The following is an 18,620-nucleotide window of genomic DNA, read 5'->3' on the forward strand; positions in this document are numbered from 1 at the left end:
CTACGCGGTCACCCAGGTCCAGCCTCGCCAGCCGATGGCGTATCGGCCGTCCGCGCCGGGCTCGACGTGGTCCGGGCGGTAACCCTCTAGGGCGGCGGAATTGGGCTCCACGACGATGAGGGTGTCGCGTTCCCAATACGTGCGACTGTATGCGTCATCGAGTGTCAGATGCGCATAGTTCAGCCACGCAGCGACGATTCTTGCGATCTCTGGCCGGAAATGCGGCACTGTCGCGCCGTTCCACGGTCGGTCTTCCACGGTTGCGGGAAACGCGACCTCGGAGTCCGCGAGTCTGACGAAGATTTCTCCTGAGGTGGGAACTAGATTGGATGGCTTGTGGAGTTTTCGGTGGATTGACTTGATTATCGCGGCGGTCGTCGTCGGGACCGACAACTGTAGGAACCAGGTTGTGTCGCCTTGGATCTCGTAGAGGCCGTCGTTGTCCGCCCAGACCTTGAGTGAGCGCTCCCACCGTGTTCCCGTCGCGCGAACGGTGAGGACTTGGCTGGTCGTGCCGTCGGTGTCGTAAGGATTCAGCCGTAGCTGCATTCCTAAAGAGGGGTTGTCGAGCATCCAGCGCTGGATGGCTGACAGGGCTTCGACACGTAGCCGTGCCCGAACGCCGAAGCGTGAGGACCTCAGCGGCGTGTCGTCGATGAGTGCGGGAAAGCCGGGATGGTCGTCGGGATCGATTCCTTCGGCGACGAGTTCGACGTAGTGTTCGCCGGGAACTGCGTGCAGCATCGTGTCCTCCGGTAGATCGTGGTCGGATGACGGATTGCCCTGAGCGTGGTGTCCGGGTTGGACAGCGCCGACTCATGGCGGAGTCGGGTCAGGTGTCGATTCCGGTGTCGAGGGCTACGCGAGCGAGCCGGGCGATCGTCCTCGGCTGAGGGCGCGTGAGGCTCACGAGGGAGACGGGAATCAGCCCGTTGACGGCGAGAGACCATCGACCGGCGGACGTGGCCCGCCGTGCGGACTCGCTGCGATAGATGACGATCGTGTCGTGGCCGTGCTGCGGTCGCGCACGTGCGGTGATCCTCAGCCCGCTGAAGTTCCGGCTCAGCGGGCGGGTGAGTTCCTGGTAGAGCAACGAGATCGGTGCCGCGTGGAGTTCGTGGCACAGCTCGCTGAGGATCCCTCTGGCGACCGACCATGCGGCGGGGTCGCCCACGCTCCACTCGCGTGGGATGTTGCTGTCAACCGAGAGCGGCAGGTTGTAGGGCGGGTATGTGCTGAGGCGTTCGTGTTCGGTCATGGCCGGACGGTCCTCGATTCGAGGACCTCGGCGAGCGCGTTGGTCAGCAGTGACCGGGCTTCGGCGCGAAGCATCGTCTGGGTGGCTGGCCGGAATTGGTCGAGGCCGCCGTAGAGAGGTCCGCACGCGGCGAGCACAGCGGCCTCGGTGCACTGTCCGTTCACGGTGAGGTCGGGGTAGGCGGCGTCGACGACACGGAAGGCGTCGGTAAGCCCGTGAACGTGCACGGATCGATGTACTTGAGCGATCAGTGCGGCTTTGAAAGCAGTGGTCAGCTGACAGCGCTTGATGCCTCGAGATGGCTGCTCGCTGAGCGGGACCGCGTCGAGTTCGGCTATGAGCAAGCGGCAGGCGCGCTCGAATGCGTCGTCATCCGCCGCGCCGGCGAGTGTCGCAGTAGCCACGGTGGTCCTCCGAGGTCGGTGCGGGTGAACGCGGCCTGGCAGCACACCTGGTTTCGGGCGCCCAACAGTCCATTCGCGACGTCCGCTGGATGCGGGGCGCCCGAGGCCAGGTGTGCTTTGATGCGGCGATGTCACCCGGACGGCATCGGGGGAACAGCAGGTCCCCAATATTGTTTATTCTCAGCCCGGTCGTGGAGTCTCAGCGGTGCTAACGCTGCACGTTGTCGCTGGCGGTGGGCAGCGGGAGTCCGCACACATAACAGGCGGTGCCTGGGGCACCGCAGTGCGAGCTGAGCCCTCGATCGAAAGGCTCGGCGGGGCATCCCCTTTCAAGTGCTTCGGCGAGAGCCTCCGCTCGGTCGGAGGGGAGGCAGGCTTCGCAGTGACCGTAGGTAGCCGCGATCTCGCCGTGGATCCGTGTGGAGCACGCCCTACAGGAGAGTCCGGCTTGTTTGAGAGCGAGTTCGAAGTCGATTCCGTTGCCGTCCTGCTGGCGTTGTTCGACACACAGGGGAAATTGTTGGATCTCGAGAGTGCTGGTGAAGCGACGCCATTCGGCCTCGGTGAGTTCGCCGACCTTGAGGTACCTGGCGAGCCACCAGTGTTCTTCAGTCCACATGAACAGGGGTATCCCGTAGTGGTCCGCGATCTCTTTGATGGCTTTCGCCGCGTCGAGGTGGGTGAGTGTCTCGGCGGCGTTGAGGTGTAGGCCGGAGAGGGTGGTCGACAGGTCGGGGTTGGCGATGTCGAGGGCGGCGATCAGTGTCTGCCGCCGGAGAAAGGCGTCCTCTTCGGCGAGGGCTTCTTGCAGATCTCGCAGGATCGGCCAGTAGCCGTCGTTGTCGTCGTCCTCGATCTTCCTGTTCGCCCAGTCGGTGAGGTTGTCGATGGTCGTTGTTTCGCAGCGGTCGGCGAGAACGGCGTGCGTGGCGACGGCATGGGCGTGGTCCAGGACGGCGGCCAGGGTGAGGAGTGCGCGGCCCCACCGCGTCGCGAGGGCCGGCGTCAGCTCCCAGGTTGTGCCTTCCGTGTCGAGAGTGGCGTCGAAGGGCGCGTGGTAGTGCAGGTCCAGCCCGGCTTCGAGTGTCCAAGTAGATGTGGTTGCGTTGTGGCTGTTGGGATCGAGCAGATCGACGGGCAGGGTGGGGGGCAGGGATTGCTGGGTGTAGAACTGCCGGGCGTAGCCGAGGAGTTGTGCGGCCGTGTCGCGGGCGGTGTGGCTGTCGTAAGTGACGGGCAGGCTGATGTCGTTGGCTCGGACTAGTTCGACGTACGGATGCTGCTTCGTGGGCGGAAGTGGTTCGCGCCTGAGAAGTAGCCCGTTGGGCGCGAGGGAATAGCGGGCTGTAACCAAAGGCTTGGGGTGTATCTCGGTTGTTCGACTGTCGCTTGTGGACATAGTTTTCCTATGTGGAATTGGTTCCGGCGGCGCGTGCCGGAGCAGATGGCTGCGTCATGTCGGCAAGCAGGCATGAGTGGAACGGCACGACACCGTTGATGTGTGACAGGTATGGACCGCCGAGGTCGGACTGGACGGAGTGTCAGTGGCGCGGCGTGTAGGGGCGGTCGCTGAGTACACGGCGGGTACGGCGGCCTTTGGCGATGCCGTCGCGGATGGTGCTCGTGAGTTCATTCCAGGTGAAGTCGGCGATGCCGAGGTGGCGACGGGCTGCTTCGGTGAGGTGGTGGGTGATCGCGTGGTCAGTGATCCAGCCGTTGGCGAGTAATTCACCGAGCGCCGCCGCTGCCGCGTAGAGGGTGATGTGGCGCTGTCCCTTCTCGGCAGTAGCGACGTTGCGCGACTCGGCGGAAACGGCCGCGTTGACGTAGGCGACCACCCGCCTGCTGGTTGCCGCGAGCACCGGCGCGTGTGGCGGACGCGGTGGTGGCGGCGGTGGTGTGAGGGCTGCGACGAGCCAGCCGGGGAGATCGGCGATGGGGAGGTCTCGGACGATGGTGTAGGGGAGCCCGTTGCGGCCGATAGAGCCTGGAGCGGTGACCGCGGCGCCGGGACCTCGGGTGTCGGCGCGCCAGCCGAGGCCCCGTCCGCGGTCACCGATCGTGCTCCGAAGCGTGGTTCCTGGTGGGCGCCGGAAGTACCGATGTTCGCCGCGCGGGGTTGCGACGATGAGGGTGTCGACGGGATCGCGTTGGCGGGCGCGTGCGGCGAGCAGGGCGATGACGTCGCGACCGTGTGCGACGCCGAGGTTCGCCCACTGGTCGGGGACGGGTCCGTGCGCCGCGTCGAGGTCGAGCACCAGCAGGCCGGAGGGGCCGCACGCGATCCCGACGTTGCTGTCGGGGAAGCGGGTCCACCAGCGGTGGATCGTGTCGGGTTCCAGGGTCGCGCGCTGTTCCCATCGCGTGATGGCTGGCCGTTTGCTTCTCGGTGCCTGCGGGAAGACCCGCCAGCCGCGTTGGATGGCCTCGAGTGCGGAGTCGTGAAGTGTCAGAGCCGTGGGAAGGACCAGAGAGCTGGATTCGGGTGTGGTCGTCACGGTCACGGGTAGATGTCCTCGGGCGCGGGGTCGATGACCATGGCGGTCGCGTTGTCGGTGCCGCCGAAGTACCTGGCGGCGATGGTGAGCTTGTGTGCGCAGGTACGGGAGTCAGTGAAGGTCCGGGCCGCGCGGGTAATGGAGCGCAGCGGGACCGGTTTGTGGATGCCGTCGCTGGTGAGGATGAGCCGCTGCCGGGGCCAGCGGGTGGTGGTGTGGCCCACGCTCGTGGCGGTGGCGGTGCCGATGGAGCTGGTGACGATGTGGTCGGATCGCCGTGCGTAGGCCTCGAGTTCATCGGGCCGTTCCTGGTACGAGCTGGCCAGGGCGGTGCGCAGTTCCTGCCCGCGGGTGTGGTCGACGGTCAGCTGGACACACTGGTCGGTTTCGACGCGGTACTCGTAGGCGCGGCAGTCGCCGACCCAGGCGATGTCCCAGCCACCGCCGTCCGCGGCCGACTGGGGCGAGGCCACGACCATGACAGTGTCCTCGTCGGGGAGACCGGGGAGCGCGTCCGTGGCGGCGAGCAGACCGGCGACAGCTCCGTCGCGGGCTGCGACTCGCGCGGCGGTCGCGGCCGCCCTGGCGGCGGCCTCGGCGGGCAGCGGGTGATCGCCGATGCCGTCGGCTAGCGCCCACGCGTGGTCTTCGCTGTTGAGGGAGACGTGCACGGCGGTCGCGTCCGCTTGGTAGTGGCGGTTGCTGATGCGGGATGCCCAGCCGGGGTAGAAGACGTCGGTGTAGGCGGTGCGGCGGTGCCGGCGAGCCAGGACTCGCGCGTCGTGCAGTGATTCGGCGCAGTCGGCCCAGCCGCAGCGGCAGACCGCGTGCGCCCAGTGTGGGCCCGCCGGTAGTTCGGTGTGCGGCCAGGCCGGATGATGCTGGGCGGAGAACGCCGACGTCGGATGGGCTTGCCGTGGGGAAGGTGTTCGAGGGAAGTGCATGATGGGCTCCGTTCGGCGGGCTGAGGAGCAGAGGTGGGTCAGGCCGAAGCGGGGTGTGGACGCGAGGACGTCCACACCCCGCAGGAAACGCGGCGACGGGGGACGCCGCTACGCGGCAGCCTCACCGCCGGTGGACTTCGAGTCCTCAGTGGACGGGGTCGGGGGCGAATCAGCGACGTCGCCGGACAGATCGATCGCGGACGGGTCGACGACCTCGTCGTCGGAATCGCCGTCCTCGGCGTCGTCATCGTCACCGCCGGCGGCGGCGGCACTGGCGGTGTCGGAGTCCTCGCCATCCCCGCTGTCGGTGACGTCCTCGGATTCGGGGTCGGGACCGATCTGTTCCACGATGACGTCGTCTACCTGCTGGGGCTTCAGGACCCTCAGTTCGATCGAGGAGGGCTCGTAGCCCCAGCCCATCAGCGCGGTCAGGTACTCCTGGTTCTCCGGGTACGGGGTACGCCACGCATCGCGGTGCAGTTCTTCCTCCATCGCGCAGAGCGTGAGGAACACGTCGTAGCGTGCCGCCTTCGCCGCCTTCGCCGTGCTGATCAGCTCGGCCAGCGGCCTCCGGCCGGAGTCGCCGGTGTTCAGCAGCGTGTTCGCCAGCTTGTGGTTGCGCTCCATGGCGCGGCGCAGAGCGCGCCCGCCCTTGAGCTTCTGCGTCGCGAGGAACACCTGGGCGCCCTTGAGCGCCGCGGACTTCGCGGCGAACGCTGCCAGCCACTCGTGGCGCCTCTCGATGGCGCCGTCCCACTCCGCGTTGCTGTCCCGAACCCAGCGGAACCTGATGGAATTGGCGCGACGCTGCCACTCGGCGGCGGCGTGAGCGGCTCGGGCCGCGTCAAAAGCCGCGGCGTCGTCTTCGTTCTCGTCCTCGTCGTCGGTGTCGTACGGGGTGAAGTCGGAACGCCCGGCGGGCGCGTTGGACAGGGCGTGGTCGTGCTCCAGGAAGTCCGCGCAGCCGTACCGCGCGTCGATGACGGTGCGCCCGTCCCGGTAGTCCTCGTACAGCCAGGCGGCGTGTCCCGGGCAGTTGCCGTGCTGCTCGACGGTAATCTCGCTGCCGGGCTCGCTGTCGGGGGTGAGGCGGAGACGGTCGAGTGACCGCGCCGGCCCGGTGTCCGCGTCGATCGTGTCGTCGAGGATCGTGACCTTCGCGTCGGTCAGCTCGCGGGTGAGCTGCTCGGTCTGGGCCCGGACCTGCTCGGCTTCGGCGTGCTTGCGGCGCTGGACGTCGGCTAAGACGCGGAAGTTGTTCGGCTCGGCGACGGCGAGCCGGATGAGTTCCTTCGCGTTGACGAGGTCGCCACGTGCCTCGAATTCCGCCACGATGGCGGCCTGGTCGAGGGTCAGGTCGTAGCGGTCGGTCGCGGCGCGGGCCAGGTCGCTGGCGCCGGCCTGGAGGACGTTCTCGACGTACTTCTTGCCGCCTTTACCGCGGCCGAGTTTCCGGGCGATGCCGGCGGGCTTGAGGTCGAAGGCGACCAGCTGCTGAAGGGCGTTGTACCTGTCGCCGAGTGTCAGGCCCTCACGGAGATCGTTCTCGTTGAGCTGGCCGATGATGCGGTCGATGGTGGCCTCGCGCTCGTCATCGGAGGGCGGCGCCTGAATCCAGACTGGTACCTCGCACTGCGCTTCCCGGGCGTTGAGCACCCGGCGCTGACCCATCGTGATGATCACGGTGCCGTCGTCGTCGCGGTAGCCCTTGACCGCCATGTCGACGCCCCGCTGCTTCATGTCCTGGATGGTGGTGGGGTCGGTGTCGGCGTTCTCGGTCCGCACGTTGACTCCGATGACCACATCATCCGGATCGCAATAGACGATGGTGTCGTACTCGGCCTCCCTCACTGCGCGCTGGACGCGCGACTCCTCCTCTGTCAGCGCGTCGGTGGAGGCGGACTCGTCGACGTCGCCGGTTTCGGGAACGACGACGTCACCGGTGGTGGTCGCGGGCTCGTCGGCCTGGCCGTTGTCGTCGCGCTGGGCCGGGATTTCCACAGTGCTGGTCACTGGGGCTCCTTCACAGAATCCGGCTGGTGACCGCACGCGCGGCCACCGGCCCTTTCGCCCGCGTGTCTCTGTCCTGATCCGCACTGGCGAGGATCGGGACGCGGGTGTCCCGGTCGGGACGCACTCGATCCAGCGGCGCCGCCTGCTGCGGGAGGAAGCCCGCCTTCCCGTGAAAGACGCTGTTCCATCGGTAAGCGCGGGCTTCCTCCCGTGCCAGGCGCCGCTAGAGTGCGGCGTTCCGACCCGGGATCACCGGCGTACCGGAGACATCGCCCATCCCGCTTGCTGTTCTCGTAGCTCGTTGGTACCGCGGTTGGTTCCTGCCCCGACGAAGCGCGCGGTCCATGCGGGGCACCGGTGCGTCGCGGCGCCCGGCAACGTACTCACCAGCCCGGCCTGCTCCCTCACGAACGGCCCGGCAGCGGAGTTCTCTCGGCCGGATTGAGCGTTGTCTGGATCTTCCGGTACCAATCCAGCGCGAAATCCAGGCAGTTGGACTCCGTACGATGGCTCGGACCGCAACCAGGGACGTACCGGCCGCGTCTGCTCCACGCCATCGAGTCCGAGCTGGTGAGTGCGGTGGCGTAGCGGGTGAGCCCAGTGATCTTGATGCCGAAACCATGGAGGTTGATTTGGTGCGCGGCGAAGGCGCGCACAATGTGTTCAACTTCGGCGCTGCTCTGGCGTCGGCACACCGAACCGATTCCCACCAGCGGCTCGGCGGTCAGTGTGATACCGGCTCGTTCGTAGAGATCTGCGCAGCGTTGGTAATCCGACCGGGTCCACCCTTGCAGTGTGGGAAGCCAGGGGAGTTCGGGTGCGAGCTCGCGGAGACGGACGAAGTTGTCCACTGTGCGACGCTGGTGCTCACGGACCGTCAAGCTGGTCCGCTGGAGGATGTGCGGCTCACACATCCAGTCCTGGGCCGCTGCCCAGCTAAGCATGCCGATCTCGTCCGCGTAGCGGCGGACGGCACGGACGTAGTCCTTGGCGTTGATGTGCCAGCGTCCGTGGAGTTGCAGTTCGGTGAATCCGCCGGAGTCGAGCGCCCAGTCGGTGACGGCGCGCGGGAGCGTGCGACGGTGGCCGAGGCGTCGGTGTGACACCAGCAGCGGGACGTCCGGTACGCGGGTGAGCCAGATGGGCTGATGGGTCCTTTAGTGAGCGCGCGACATGTTCAGCGGGTTCGTGTCGCTGCGAACCTGCGCGTTGGCCTGCATCGAGCTCTACTGGTGTTCGGCGCCGGGTGTCGCGAATGGAACATCCCGGGTGTGATGGATGTCATAGATGCCTCGTGGCCGTCGGGCGAGGACTTTGGTGCGGTCGGCAGTGTAGTGGCTGGGTTTGTCGGTCGGATGCGACCGCGTTTCTCGTCGACAACCGACCGCACCCGGTTCGGTATGGAGGCTTGTGTTCGTGGGGTCTGACCGCACCCGATCCCCGACTTGCTAGGCCAGCACACTCCACCCTTCCTCGATCCGCACCGCCACCCCTGGCCGCAGCGAAGGCGCAGATCTGTGTGGTGCCGTTGCCACCTGTTGCGAGATCACCACGTTGCCAGTCGGTGGACTACCAATGGCAGCTGATCCATTGAGAGAACGTGTTCCAGGGGCTGCCGTGGAGGCCGATCACGACGATGGCTACCGAACGCGCTCATGCCGATGAGCGGATGTTGGGACCACCGTCGGCCGGCTCCGTAGCGACCGCACGGTGGCGGCTTCAGGTCGTTCGCGCCTTTGCGAGGTTCGAGCGGATGATCTGGGTTGTGGGGTGGTCGGGGCCGAAGACTCGTTCGCTGTCGGTGAGGGTGGTCTCGTACAGCGGGATCGCCCGCGCAAGATCCCCCGCCGACTCGTAGGCGCTCGCCACGTTGTTGCGCGAGCTCAGTGTGTCGGGGTGGTCGGGTCCCAGCACCCGTTCCCGATCGGTGAGGGTGGTCTCGTACAGCGGGATCGCGCGGCTCAGATCACCCACTGACTGGTAGGCGCTCGCCAGGTTGTTGCGCGCGGTCAGTGTGTCGGGGTGGTCGGGTCCCAGCACCCGTTCCCGATCGGTGAGGGTGGTCTCGTACAGCGGGATCGCCCGCGCAAGATCCCCCGCCGACTGGTAGGCGTAGGCCAGGTTGTTGCGCGAGCTCAGTGTGTTGGGGTGGTCGGGGCCGAGCACCCGTTCCCGATCGGTGAGGGTGGTCTCGTACAGCGGGATCGCCCGCGCAAGATCCCCCGCCGACCGGTAGGCGTAGGCCAGGTTGTTGCGCGAGGTCAGTGTGTCGGGGTGGTCGGGGCCGAGCACCCGTTCCCGATCGGTGAGGGTGGTCTCGTACAGCGGGATCGCGCGGCTCAGATCACCCACTGACTGGTAGGCGCTCGCCAGGTTGTTGCGCGAGGTCAGTGTGTCGGGGTGGTCGGGTCCCAGCACCCGCTCGCAGTCGGCGAGGGTGGTCTCGTACAGCGGGATCGCCCGCGCAAGATCCCCCGCCGACTGGTAGGCGTAGGCCAGGTTGTTGCGCGAGCTCAGTGTGTTGGGGTGGTCGGGGCCGAGCACCCGTTCCCGATCGGCGAGGGTGGCCTCGTACAGCGGGATCGCCCGCGCAAGATCCCCCGCCGACTCGTAGGCGCTCGCCAGGTTGTTGCGCGAGCTCAGTGTGTCGGGGTGGTCGGGGCCGAGCACCCGCTCGTAGTCGGTGAGGGTGGCCTCGAACAGCGGGATCGCCCGCGCAAGATCCCCCGCCGACTCGTAGGCGCTCGCCACGTTGTTGCGCGAGCTCAGTGTGTCGGGGTGGTCGGGTCCCAGCACCCGTTCCCGATCGGCGAGGGTGGCCTCGTACAGCGGGATCGCCCGCGCAAGATCCCCCGCCGACCGGTAGGCGTAGGCCAGGTTGTTGCGCGAGGTCAGTGTGTTGGGGTGGTCGGGTCCCAGCACCCGTTCCCGATCGGTGAGGGTGGCCTCGTACAGCGGGATCGTCCGCGCAAGATCCCCCGCCGACTCGTAGGCGCTCGCCAGGTTGTTGCGCGAGGTCAGTGTGTCGGGGTGGTCGGGTCCCAGCACCCGTCCCCGATCGGTGAGGGTGGCCTCGTACAGCGGGATCGCCCGCGCAAGATCCCCCGCCGACTCGTAGGCGCTCGCCAGGTTGTTGCGCGAGAGCAGTGTGTAGGGATGGTCGGGGCCGTTGAGGCGTTGGTGGCTGTCGCAGGCTCGGCTGTAGTAATCGATGGCGGTGCTGATGTCGCCCTGTCCTTTGAGGTAGACGCCCAGTTCGTTGAGCAGGAAGCTGGTCTGGCTGGTGTCGGTGTCGGGCGTGGTGTGTTCCAGTAGAGCCCGCGCATGGGGCAGGAGCATCCGTAAGGCGGGCCAGTCTGCGGGAGTGCGTGGATCCAGCTTGGAGAGGTTGGTCGCCAGCATGGTTGTGGTGGTGTCACGGGCGGTGGCGATGTCTGCGGGCTGGCGGTGGGGATCGGTGGGGTCGGGTGTGCGGGTGACCGCCTGTACAAGGCGATGGACGGTAACGGTGTTTCCGGTGGGGGTGATCATGCTGTAGGCGGCCAGACGGCCCAGCGCCTCGGACAGTTCGAGTTCCTCCACCGCGCCGGCCAGCAGGTTCCGGGGGATTCCGCCTGGGGCGTACCAGGCCAGTTGCCGTAGTACCCGCCCTGCGGCTGGGGTGTCGGTCAGGTGGTCGAGGGTGACGTGCCAGACCCTCGCCATCGTCCGCTGCGCGTCACCGCCCTCCGCCGTCGCGGTGAACATCCGCGCCGGAAACCGAGCCAGCAACTCAAGATAGGCGGCGGGGCTAGTCCGGGTCTGCGCGAGGTAGGCGCCTGCCTGCTCGACCGCCAGCGGCAGCCACCCCAGTTCACTGCACAACTGGTCCGCGCCGGCCAGGTCCGCCTCGGGCCACTCCGACCTCACGATCCGAGTCAGCAACCGCAGTGCCTCGTCCTCGGCGAGCACGTCCAGAGGCACTGTCTCCACAGCCCGCCAGCTTGAGCGCTGACGACTGGTGATCACCACCGTGCCCGTCCGCACCCGCCCCAAGAACCCCGCCACATCCTGTGGGCTGGTCACGTTGTCCAGCACCAGCAGCCAGTCCTCGTGGGTCGCGAGCCACCGCACAGCCAGCTCGACCCGCTGCTCTGCAGGAAGCGCCACCGTCTCCGGCGCCAACGCGCCGGCCAGCTCACCCAAGCCCGACTCAAGCGCCGGCGCTGAATCGGCCGTCACCCACCACACCGGGGCGAACCGGTCGGCGTGCAGCTCGGCGAACCGGGCGGCCAGGGTGCTCTTGCCGACCCCGCCCAAACCGTGCACCGCCACCACCACCGCACGACCACCCGACCCGGCCACAGCAGCCTCCAACCGGGCCAACTCGTGTGTCCTGCCTACGAACACATCCGGCTGCTCCGGGATGCGACCCACCCCCGGTACTGCCAGAAGCGACTCCATCACCGGCACCCCCGACGCCTGACGGCCTACCCCTGCGCCGACGTCCTGAGGGGTCTCGTTAAGCCGAGGCTGACGGGGGGTCTCTTGCTGGCCGGTGGCACCAGGCCTGGCCTGCAGTGCCGTGACGATTCCGGTGATGAAGCGTTTGACCTGGCTGTAAACCAGGTCGCTGGGAGCACTGGGCTTGCAGATGTCGATGTGGTCCGCGTCCACTGGGATCGGTGTCTGGCCTGGGATTCCGGGGTCGGCCGAGCCCGCGTCGACAACCTGCACACCCTTGGTCGGGCGGGTCTCGTAGAAGATCTTGTGGTCGATATTCGTTGTCGGGTGTACAGCCCAGTTGCGGTATCTGGTGTTGAGCTGCCGTAGATGAGTGCTGTTGCGTTCCAGGGCGTCGACCGCTGGCGTCTTGCGGTAGATGATGGATAACGCCTTGACGACAGCCATGGTGACGACGTCGGAGCCGGTGTGCGGGGTGGCCAGAAAGACCACCCCGCGGGTGGCGGTGGCGAACTCGGTGTAGTCGGCGCGACCGTCGGCCGCGTGCAGCAGCATCTCCTTGACCACCAGGCCACCCATACTGTGGGTGACGAAACACAGCGGGCGTTGCCCGACTCCGTGACTTTCCAGGTGGGCCAGCAGGTTGATCGCCCGATCCTGGATCGGCATCGCGTGACCTAACCAGCGGCTCGACGCCGCGGCATACCCCAGCGACCAGACAGCCAATCCTTCAATGTCCCGCCCGAGCCACTCCGGCCAGAACGTACTCTTCCGCTTCGCCGACCAGCTCTTACGGGAGTCGCCATCGAGGCCGTGCACGAAAACGACGTCCAATACCGGGTTCTCGCCGGAACTCACTTCGACGAGCTCGGTCACCGCTTGCCCCCCACATCGATTCCGGGCCGCCCCACCGCGACTTCGGCTTGGTGAACTGTCGTTTACCACCGTTGCCTCGTTACATGTTCGACCACCCTCGGTAAACGTCCTGTCGTGTCGCTTGTCGGGGTGTTCGAGAACGCAACCATCGCCAATCGTCAGCGCGGTAGCCGGTTCCAATTCTGATGATGTCTGTGACCCCGCGCCTGGCAACGTGGGGTCCAGCAGCGGGCAAGTGGCATGTGGAGCGTCCGGTGCGAAGCGGAGGGCGAACGACCTGGAGGCGCGTCGAGTAGCGGCCCGACTTGATCACGGGGAACGCCATGGTGCGGTCGAAACTCAGCGACATTGCTCCCACGGCGGGTGATCAACATGTGCGTTCAGAATTCACGCACAAGTGCGGTCGACATTCGCGGACGTACTCCGGGACGGAGTCGGAGCAGTTCCTCGTGCTGTGCGGCGAGTTGAGAGATCGCGCTGGTCTGTTCCGCTTTGAGCTCGACGACCTGCTGTGTCAGCTCGCTGAGGCGGGCCTTGAGGCGGACGTTCTCGTCTTTGAGCCGGGTGATCTGGGCTTCGCGCGGGTCTGGTTGGTGGTTGTTGTCGCGCAGCCGGTTCATGCGCTGATCGAACTCGACCTTGAGGTGGAGGTAGGTGCGGTAGAGCGCGGCGCGGGAGACTCGTGCTTCGCGGGCGAGCGTCTTGATGTCGCATCGGCCGCCTGGAGGGATGTCGCCGCTGAGCAGCCGGTCCATGGCTGCTCGGATGCGTGCTTCGGTCTGCGTTCGTTGGGCTTCGTTGATCGTCATGGGCGGTTGTCCCTGGTTGAGTTCGCGTCGATCGCGTCGACCACTTGGCGTGCGCGCTCGTGTTCGGCTGTAAGTCGGAGCTTCTCTCCGGCGGGGATGCGCGGATTGCCGAGGAAGGTCTTGGTGGTGCGGGCGTTGCTGGCCCAGACGTCGCGGTGGTGCTGGTGGAAGGTCGCTTGTGGGCATCGAGCGGCGTCGCAGAGGCCGGCGAGTGGCTGTGTGGCGTCGGGTGTTCCGGCGAGACGGAGGCAGAGCGCTTTTCGTGGATCGGCGAACCAGCAGTAGTTCGCGGCCTGGATGTGCAGGGCGTTGGCGAGCTTCTTCAGCAGCATTTCGACGTGCCGGTCGGAGGCGACCACGGTGGGTTGGGCGGCCTGGTCCTTGCGGAGCTGCGCGTCGACGTGGTCGAACGTCGAGATCAGGGAACGCGCACCAGGCCCGGTGGGCATGGCGCCGGCCTGGTAGTCGCGGAAAGCCGCGACGGTGAGGTTCTCCCGATGCTTGCGCTCCTCGATGACCGTCTCCGCCCGGAACCGTGCCTGGGACCCGCCTGGGCGTGCGGCGTATCCCTCCGTTGTGGCGACAGAGATGTGCTTGAGGTGCAGTTTCGCCGCGAAGAGGCCGTTGGGTCGGTGCGCGAGCTCCAAGGACAGGGTCCGGCGCAGCATGGGGGCCGTAATACGGCCGTCTGGGATGGCAGCGAAGCCGAGTCTGATGCCCTCGGAGCTGTTGACCCAGTTTCGGAAGGTGTTGAACCGGGAGGTGAAGGTGAAGCGTCCGAAGACGGACTCGCCGGGTTTGGTGCCGGCGAGGCGGGCCGCCAGCTTGACGGCTCGATGGGCGGCTTCAATGACGACCCACTCGTCGTCAACCCCGCCGAACTGTTCGCCCTTGATTCTTGTGCTGCCCAGGGCGAAGCGGAATAGGTCTGCGGCGAGCTCGCGCGGTGGCAGCGGGGATGACGCGGTGATCTCCATCAGTTCGCCGGACCGCATTCCGCTGATCGCGGCGGTGACCATCAGGCAGGCGTTGAACACGTGGTTTCGCAGGTAGTGCAGGCGCATCGGTGTCAGCGGTAGCGTCCATGGCACGCGTCCTTGTCCGTCTGCGCGTTCGATCAGCGCGGCGTCACGTGCGATTGCCGGCGCGATGCCGAGCTGGGCGACGGCGTCTTCGAGCAGGTTCCGGTGGCGTTCGACTACTGAGCGGCTGAACTCGACGCCGAGGTCGTGAGCCATGTCCCCGAACGCCAGCCGGAGCAGTGGATCGGTGTTGCGCCAGCCGTTCTTCAGCCTGGCCGCGACCCTGTGTCCGTCGGCCTGAGGAAGTGCCTCCGCCGCTGCGATGCGCCGAGCGAGATAGGTCGCGACCTCATCCGGCCGGGTGCTCGCCGCGGTCTGCGGTTGCTGTTTGCCGGAGCGTCGTTGCTCAATGAGGACGGCCAGGTGAGGAGCGACCGTGTCGACGACGTGCAGTGCGGCCTGGAGTGCCGGGTGCAGGATCTCCGGCGGAACCGGCTGAGTGACGTTCTCGCCGCTGCGCTGATAGCCGCTCACCTCGGCCAGCGACTTGCCATTCCAAGGGACGAACGCGTCCGGATATCGGTCCGTGGTGAACAGGTCGCCGTATCGGGCGACGTCCTTGATCACCACCGCGGCGGCCAGAATGGTCGAGTCAGCGAGCCCGCGTTCCCGCTCGTGCTGGAGAAAACGGTCGCAGTGCAGTTGGGTGACGTCGCCGAGGTCGGTGACGCCCTGTTCGGACAACCAGTTGAACCACCGGGTCAGGAAGTCGAGCCGGTTGCCGCAGGTGATCGGGTGCAGCGCCCGGCGGTGGGCCAGCGGTAGCGCCGCGACCTGGTCGTGGCCAGGGGCAAGCAGCGCTAGGAGGAGTTCGCGCGCGACCCATTGCCAGCGCGGGTGGGTGATCGAGGTGAAGTCCCAGATCAGGACGGTGCCTGACAGCTGCACCGGCTTGCCTGCCAAGTCGTTGAGGTCCCAGATCGTGTCCTCGAAACGGGGCCCCGTGGCCCCGGAAGCCAGGGCGAGCCCGGCGATCTCGCAGACCCTGTGGCCGGCGAACGGCGACTGTGCCGGATCGCCCGGCAGGTGTGTGACCGGAGTGGTCATGAGGTCGTCTCCTCGGGTCGCAGCGGCAGTTCGTGGTCGCGGTCGCTGACTTCGGTCCGTGCCGCGGCCAAGATCGCTGGGGAGAAACGCGGCAAGATCTCGTCCAGGCGCTGGGCGTAGGGGCCGAACACGGCCATGAAGTGCGCTGCGGGCATCTGTCGGAAGCTGCGTGCGAAGAACGCCTTGAGCCGAAGCAGGTTGGGCGCGTGACGCGGAGCGAACACCGCGAGCGGACACAACAGGCACACCCAGGGGCGGGCCGGACAGGGCTTCCCCGCGGGGCCGTGCAGACCGGCGAGCTGGTCGGCGCAGGCGGCGGTGAACACGTCGCGCTGCCCGCCCACCAGCTGAGCAATCACCCGGTCAGTGACCCGCAGGCCGGCCAGCTCGGTGGGCAATCGAGCCGCTGCGTGCTCGACGTCGTCTTGGGCCAGGACCAGCGGAGTTGTCGCCTTGCGGATCAGGTCCGCCTGTCCCTGCTCGATCACCGCTTCGAGGGAGTCCTTCTGGGCGGGTGTCGGGGCCGACAGGTAGTGGTCACCCTCGACCCGTGCGCTGTGGTTCGGGTCGATCGTGACGCGCCCGGTCCAGCGGCTCTTGTCGCGACGCTGGTGGAACGTGGTGCGAATCCGCGCCTTGTGCAGGTGCAGGGACTGGCCGTCGTCGCCGAGCAGGTTGTAGCGGGCGCCCCAGGACCGGACGGTGACGTATTGGAAGACCGGGGCGAACACGCGCTTGTGTCCGGGTCCGGCCGGGTAGTAGCTCAGCCAGAGGTTCGCCCGGATGTCGTCGCGGGCGAAGCTGCGAATCGGAGCCGAATGTCGCAGCCACTGCCGCAGGATGCGGACCGCCGGTGCCGGCAGGTTGAGACTCTCGGGTCCCGTGCGTTGTTTGAGGTAGCTCAGCACGACCGTCTCGTCGCCTGCCCAGTCCACGTCGGACAGTTCCAGGTCGTCGAGGCCATCCGGGACGATCCCGCTGGCCGTGCCCAGCAGCAGCCGGTAGGCCAGCGCGACGTCGGTGGTGACGAACAGTTTCGAGCCCGTGGTGGCGACGCCGCCGCGCTTCACGACGCCGCCGCGGTCCTGGTATCCCATGTGCGCCGCGACATCGAGCTGCCCGAGCGGTCCTCGATTGTGCAGTAACCACAGCAGGTTCTGCTCAGACCAGCCGGCCACGGCCGGGTCCCGCCCCGCTGTCGCCGTCCTGATCGCCTCGTTGTGCTCGGACCACGATGTCGAGATGACGTCGGTGCAGCAGCGCACCAGCCGCTGCCATTCACCGTCGCTGTAGGGCCGATAGGCCTGGCGGTCGCGATTGTGTGTCACCCGGAACGGCGGCCCGTCCAAGTGCTTCCGGACGTCCTCACGCAAGGGCTCGACGTGGGCGTCCACCGAGCGCAGGAGGCGCCGGGACATTCCTTCGATGACGGCGTCCGTGCTGCGCCAGAACCCGACCACGTGTGCCGCCGTCACGTCCGCCGCGGTCCCGGAGAAACCTGCCAGGTCGAGCCAGCGGGCGATGTGGCCGATGCATCGGGTGTAGTCCTTGGCGGTTCCCTTCGCGTTCACGTCGCCGTGCGGGTGCATCAGGTTCTTCAGTCCCAGCGCGAGCTGCCGGACCAGCGATGGGTTGGGATAGCGATCAAGTCGGGAGACGTGAGTGCGGCCGCTGCTGAAGGCGAACGTCAGGCGCAGTGGCGAGTCCGTGAGGTCCCCTGGCATCAGCCAGTCACCTCCGCCAGTTCGACGTCGTCGTTGAACTCGTCGTTGACCTCGTCCAGGACTGTGCGCGTCAGCCCAGCCCGCGTGCCAGCGGCCTCGTAGGCCTCCCGGAAGACTCGGGTGGTGTCCAGCCGCCGCAGGTAGAGCTCTGTCGTGGCGACCGAGGAGTGCCCCAGCAGGTCCCGCAGAACCATCAACGGGTCTGACATCGTCAGAAACAGCGCGAGTGCCGGGTCTGTGTCGGTGTCGGTCACGAGCGCGGCAGCTTGCTGGTAGTAGCCCGTCACGAGTTGCTCCAATGTGGACATCGCGAACGAGTGCCGGAGTCGGTGCGGGTTGACGTGCGGGAACCGCGGATCGAAGTCCGCGCGGATCCGGTCTGAGGCTCGTCGGAAGACAGTGGCCCAGTCCAGGAACGGACTGCCGTCCCGCTGCAACGCGAGCAGCAGTGATCCCCCGGCAGCATCGACCAGCCGCAGCCGCTCGGCCGGTCCCAGACGGGACCAGCTCATCCTGCGCCCGTTGATCGTGCCGCCAGTTCCGTCAGCACCGGTCACCACCAGCGGCGGCCCCAGCTTCTGGTCCGGGTGCCATGAGGAGCCCGCTGCCGCCAGCGGTCGCTCGAGCGCGATGTAGCGGTGCAGCGCGGACAACGCCTCATACGACACCCATGTTGTCCGCTGCTTGCGGCCCTTGGCGATCGCCGCCGCAACCGGCAACGGAATCGGCACCGTCGTCGGATCCGGCGGCAACGGAGGCACCTCATGGACGAGCAGATACGTGAACTCCTGACGCCTCAAGCCGCTGCTGAGCACCAACTGCGCCACGGCTGTGTTGCGGCCTGGTTCGAGCCCCCGGAACCGAGGGTCTGCTGTCCCGTCGGGCCGTAGACCTTCCAGCGCCTGGACGAACAGCTCAGCGAAGTCCGGTTCGAGGTGCTTGACCGTCACGTGTGCCTTCGGCGCACGGACCTTGGCCAGATTTCGTTCGACCTGTCGGGTCATGTCCCGGACCACACGCAGCGCGGTCGCGTAGCTGAACGGCTCGGCCGATGTCAGTCCTTCGACGACTGCCCACCGATAGAAGGCCGCCACCACGCCGACATGCAGGTTCCAAGTCGCCGGCGCGAACCGCGCCGCCAGCTCGCCGGTGAACCTGTGTTCCGCGTAGGAACTTAACGCGGCACGTAGACGCGGCCGGCCTTCGAACACACCCACCCCGCGGTCAGCCAGGAATTCCATCCATGCGCGCAACGCCCGCGCATAGACCTCCCAGCTGTTCGGCGAATTCACCCCGGCCGACGGTAGTTCCCGTAGCCACCGATTCACGGTCACCGTCGGACGCTGGTCGACGCCGTCTGCGAATCGAAGGTCCTCGTCGATCAGGACGGGCATGCCCTCGGGCACGACAGGACGGTGCTCCAGGCCCCACGTCTCCCAGCCCAAGGACGAATAAAAGATCAACTTCATGGGCGGAGAAGCTAGAACCGCGACACGCCCTGCCGCAAACGACAAGCACTGGT

At 67.1% G+C, this 18,620-nt stretch carries 13 protein-coding genes; all 13 read right to left on the reverse strand.

What is annotated here, in order from left to right; translation table 11 throughout:
- On the reverse strand, window positions 1-744 hold the full coding sequence (locus DMH01_RS14620; protein WP_125677064.1) for a hypothetical protein: 744 nt from the start codon (window positions 742-744) through the stop codon (window positions 1-3).
- An 88-nt stretch (window positions 745-832) separates the two neighbouring features.
- On the reverse strand, window positions 833-1,258 hold the full coding sequence (locus tag DMH01_RS14625) for a hypothetical protein (RefSeq protein ID WP_125677065.1): 426 nt from the start codon (window positions 1,256-1,258) through the stop codon (window positions 833-835).
- Window positions 1,255-1,662 (reverse strand): hypothetical protein, encoded by a 408-nt coding sequence (locus DMH01_RS14630; RefSeq protein ID WP_125677067.1) that lies wholly within the window; start codon window positions 1,660-1,662, stop codon window positions 1,255-1,257. Before DMH01_RS14630 ends, DMH01_RS14625 begins: the two co-directional genes overlap by 4 nt.
- Window positions 1,663-1,870: 208 nt before the next feature.
- On the reverse strand, window positions 1,871-3,061 hold the full coding sequence (locus DMH01_RS14635; RefSeq protein ID WP_125677069.1) for a hypothetical protein: 1,191 nt from the start codon (window positions 3,059-3,061) through the stop codon (window positions 1,871-1,873).
- Between the two features lie 142 nt (window positions 3,062-3,203).
- Window positions 3,204-4,166: a bifunctional DNA primase/polymerase gene (locus DMH01_RS14640; protein ID WP_083715569.1), complete on the reverse strand. Its 963-nt coding sequence runs from the start codon at window positions 4,164-4,166 to the stop codon at window positions 3,204-3,206.
- A complete protein-coding gene (locus DMH01_RS14645) occupies window positions 4,163-5,104 on the reverse strand; it encodes a PP2C family serine/threonine-protein phosphatase (protein WP_072030344.1) in 942 nt (313 codons plus the stop codon). Before DMH01_RS14645 ends, DMH01_RS14640 begins: the two co-directional genes overlap by 4 nt.
- 108 nt (window positions 5,105-5,212) lie before the next feature.
- Complete coding sequence (locus DMH01_RS14650; protein ID WP_125677073.1) at window positions 5,213-7,117, reverse strand: hypothetical protein; 1,905 nt, start codon at window positions 7,115-7,117, stop codon at window positions 5,213-5,215.
- A 404-nt stretch (window positions 7,118-7,521) separates the two neighbouring features.
- Window positions 7,522-8,223: a hypothetical protein gene (locus tag DMH01_RS14655; RefSeq protein WP_233621524.1), complete on the reverse strand. Its 702-nt coding sequence runs from the start codon at window positions 8,221-8,223 to the stop codon at window positions 7,522-7,524.
- Window positions 8,224-8,836: 613 nt separating this feature from the next.
- Window positions 8,837-12,436 carry a tetratricopeptide repeat protein gene (locus tag DMH01_RS14660; RefSeq protein ID WP_125677076.1) on the reverse strand — a complete coding sequence of 1,200 codons (3,600 nt, stop codon included), beginning with the start codon at window positions 12,434-12,436 and terminating at the stop codon, window positions 8,837-8,839.
- Window positions 12,437-12,816: 380 nt separating this feature from the next.
- Window positions 12,817-13,245, reverse strand: coding sequence for a hypothetical protein (locus DMH01_RS14665; protein WP_125677078.1), 429 nt, complete (start codon window positions 13,243-13,245; stop codon window positions 12,817-12,819).
- Window positions 13,242-15,374, reverse strand: a complete 2,133-nt coding sequence (locus DMH01_RS14670; protein WP_125677080.1) for a hypothetical protein — start codon at window positions 15,372-15,374, stop codon at window positions 13,242-13,244. Before DMH01_RS14670 ends, DMH01_RS14665 begins: the two co-directional genes overlap by 4 nt.
- Window positions 15,371-17,098, reverse strand: coding sequence for a hypothetical protein (locus DMH01_RS14675; protein ID WP_125677082.1), 1,728 nt, complete (start codon window positions 17,096-17,098; stop codon window positions 15,371-15,373). Before DMH01_RS14675 ends, DMH01_RS14670 begins: the two co-directional genes overlap by 4 nt.
- On the reverse strand, window positions 17,098-18,567 hold the full coding sequence (locus tag DMH01_RS14680; protein ID WP_125677084.1) for a site-specific integrase: 1,470 nt from the start codon (window positions 18,565-18,567) through the stop codon (window positions 17,098-17,100). Before DMH01_RS14680 ends, DMH01_RS14675 begins: the two co-directional genes overlap by 1 nt.
- Window positions 18,568-18,620 lie beyond the last annotated feature (53 nt).

It is taken from the genome of Amycolatopsis sp. WAC 04182, assembly GCF_003947465.1.
GTDB lineage: Bacteria > Actinomycetota > Actinomycetes > Mycobacteriales > Pseudonocardiaceae > Amycolatopsis.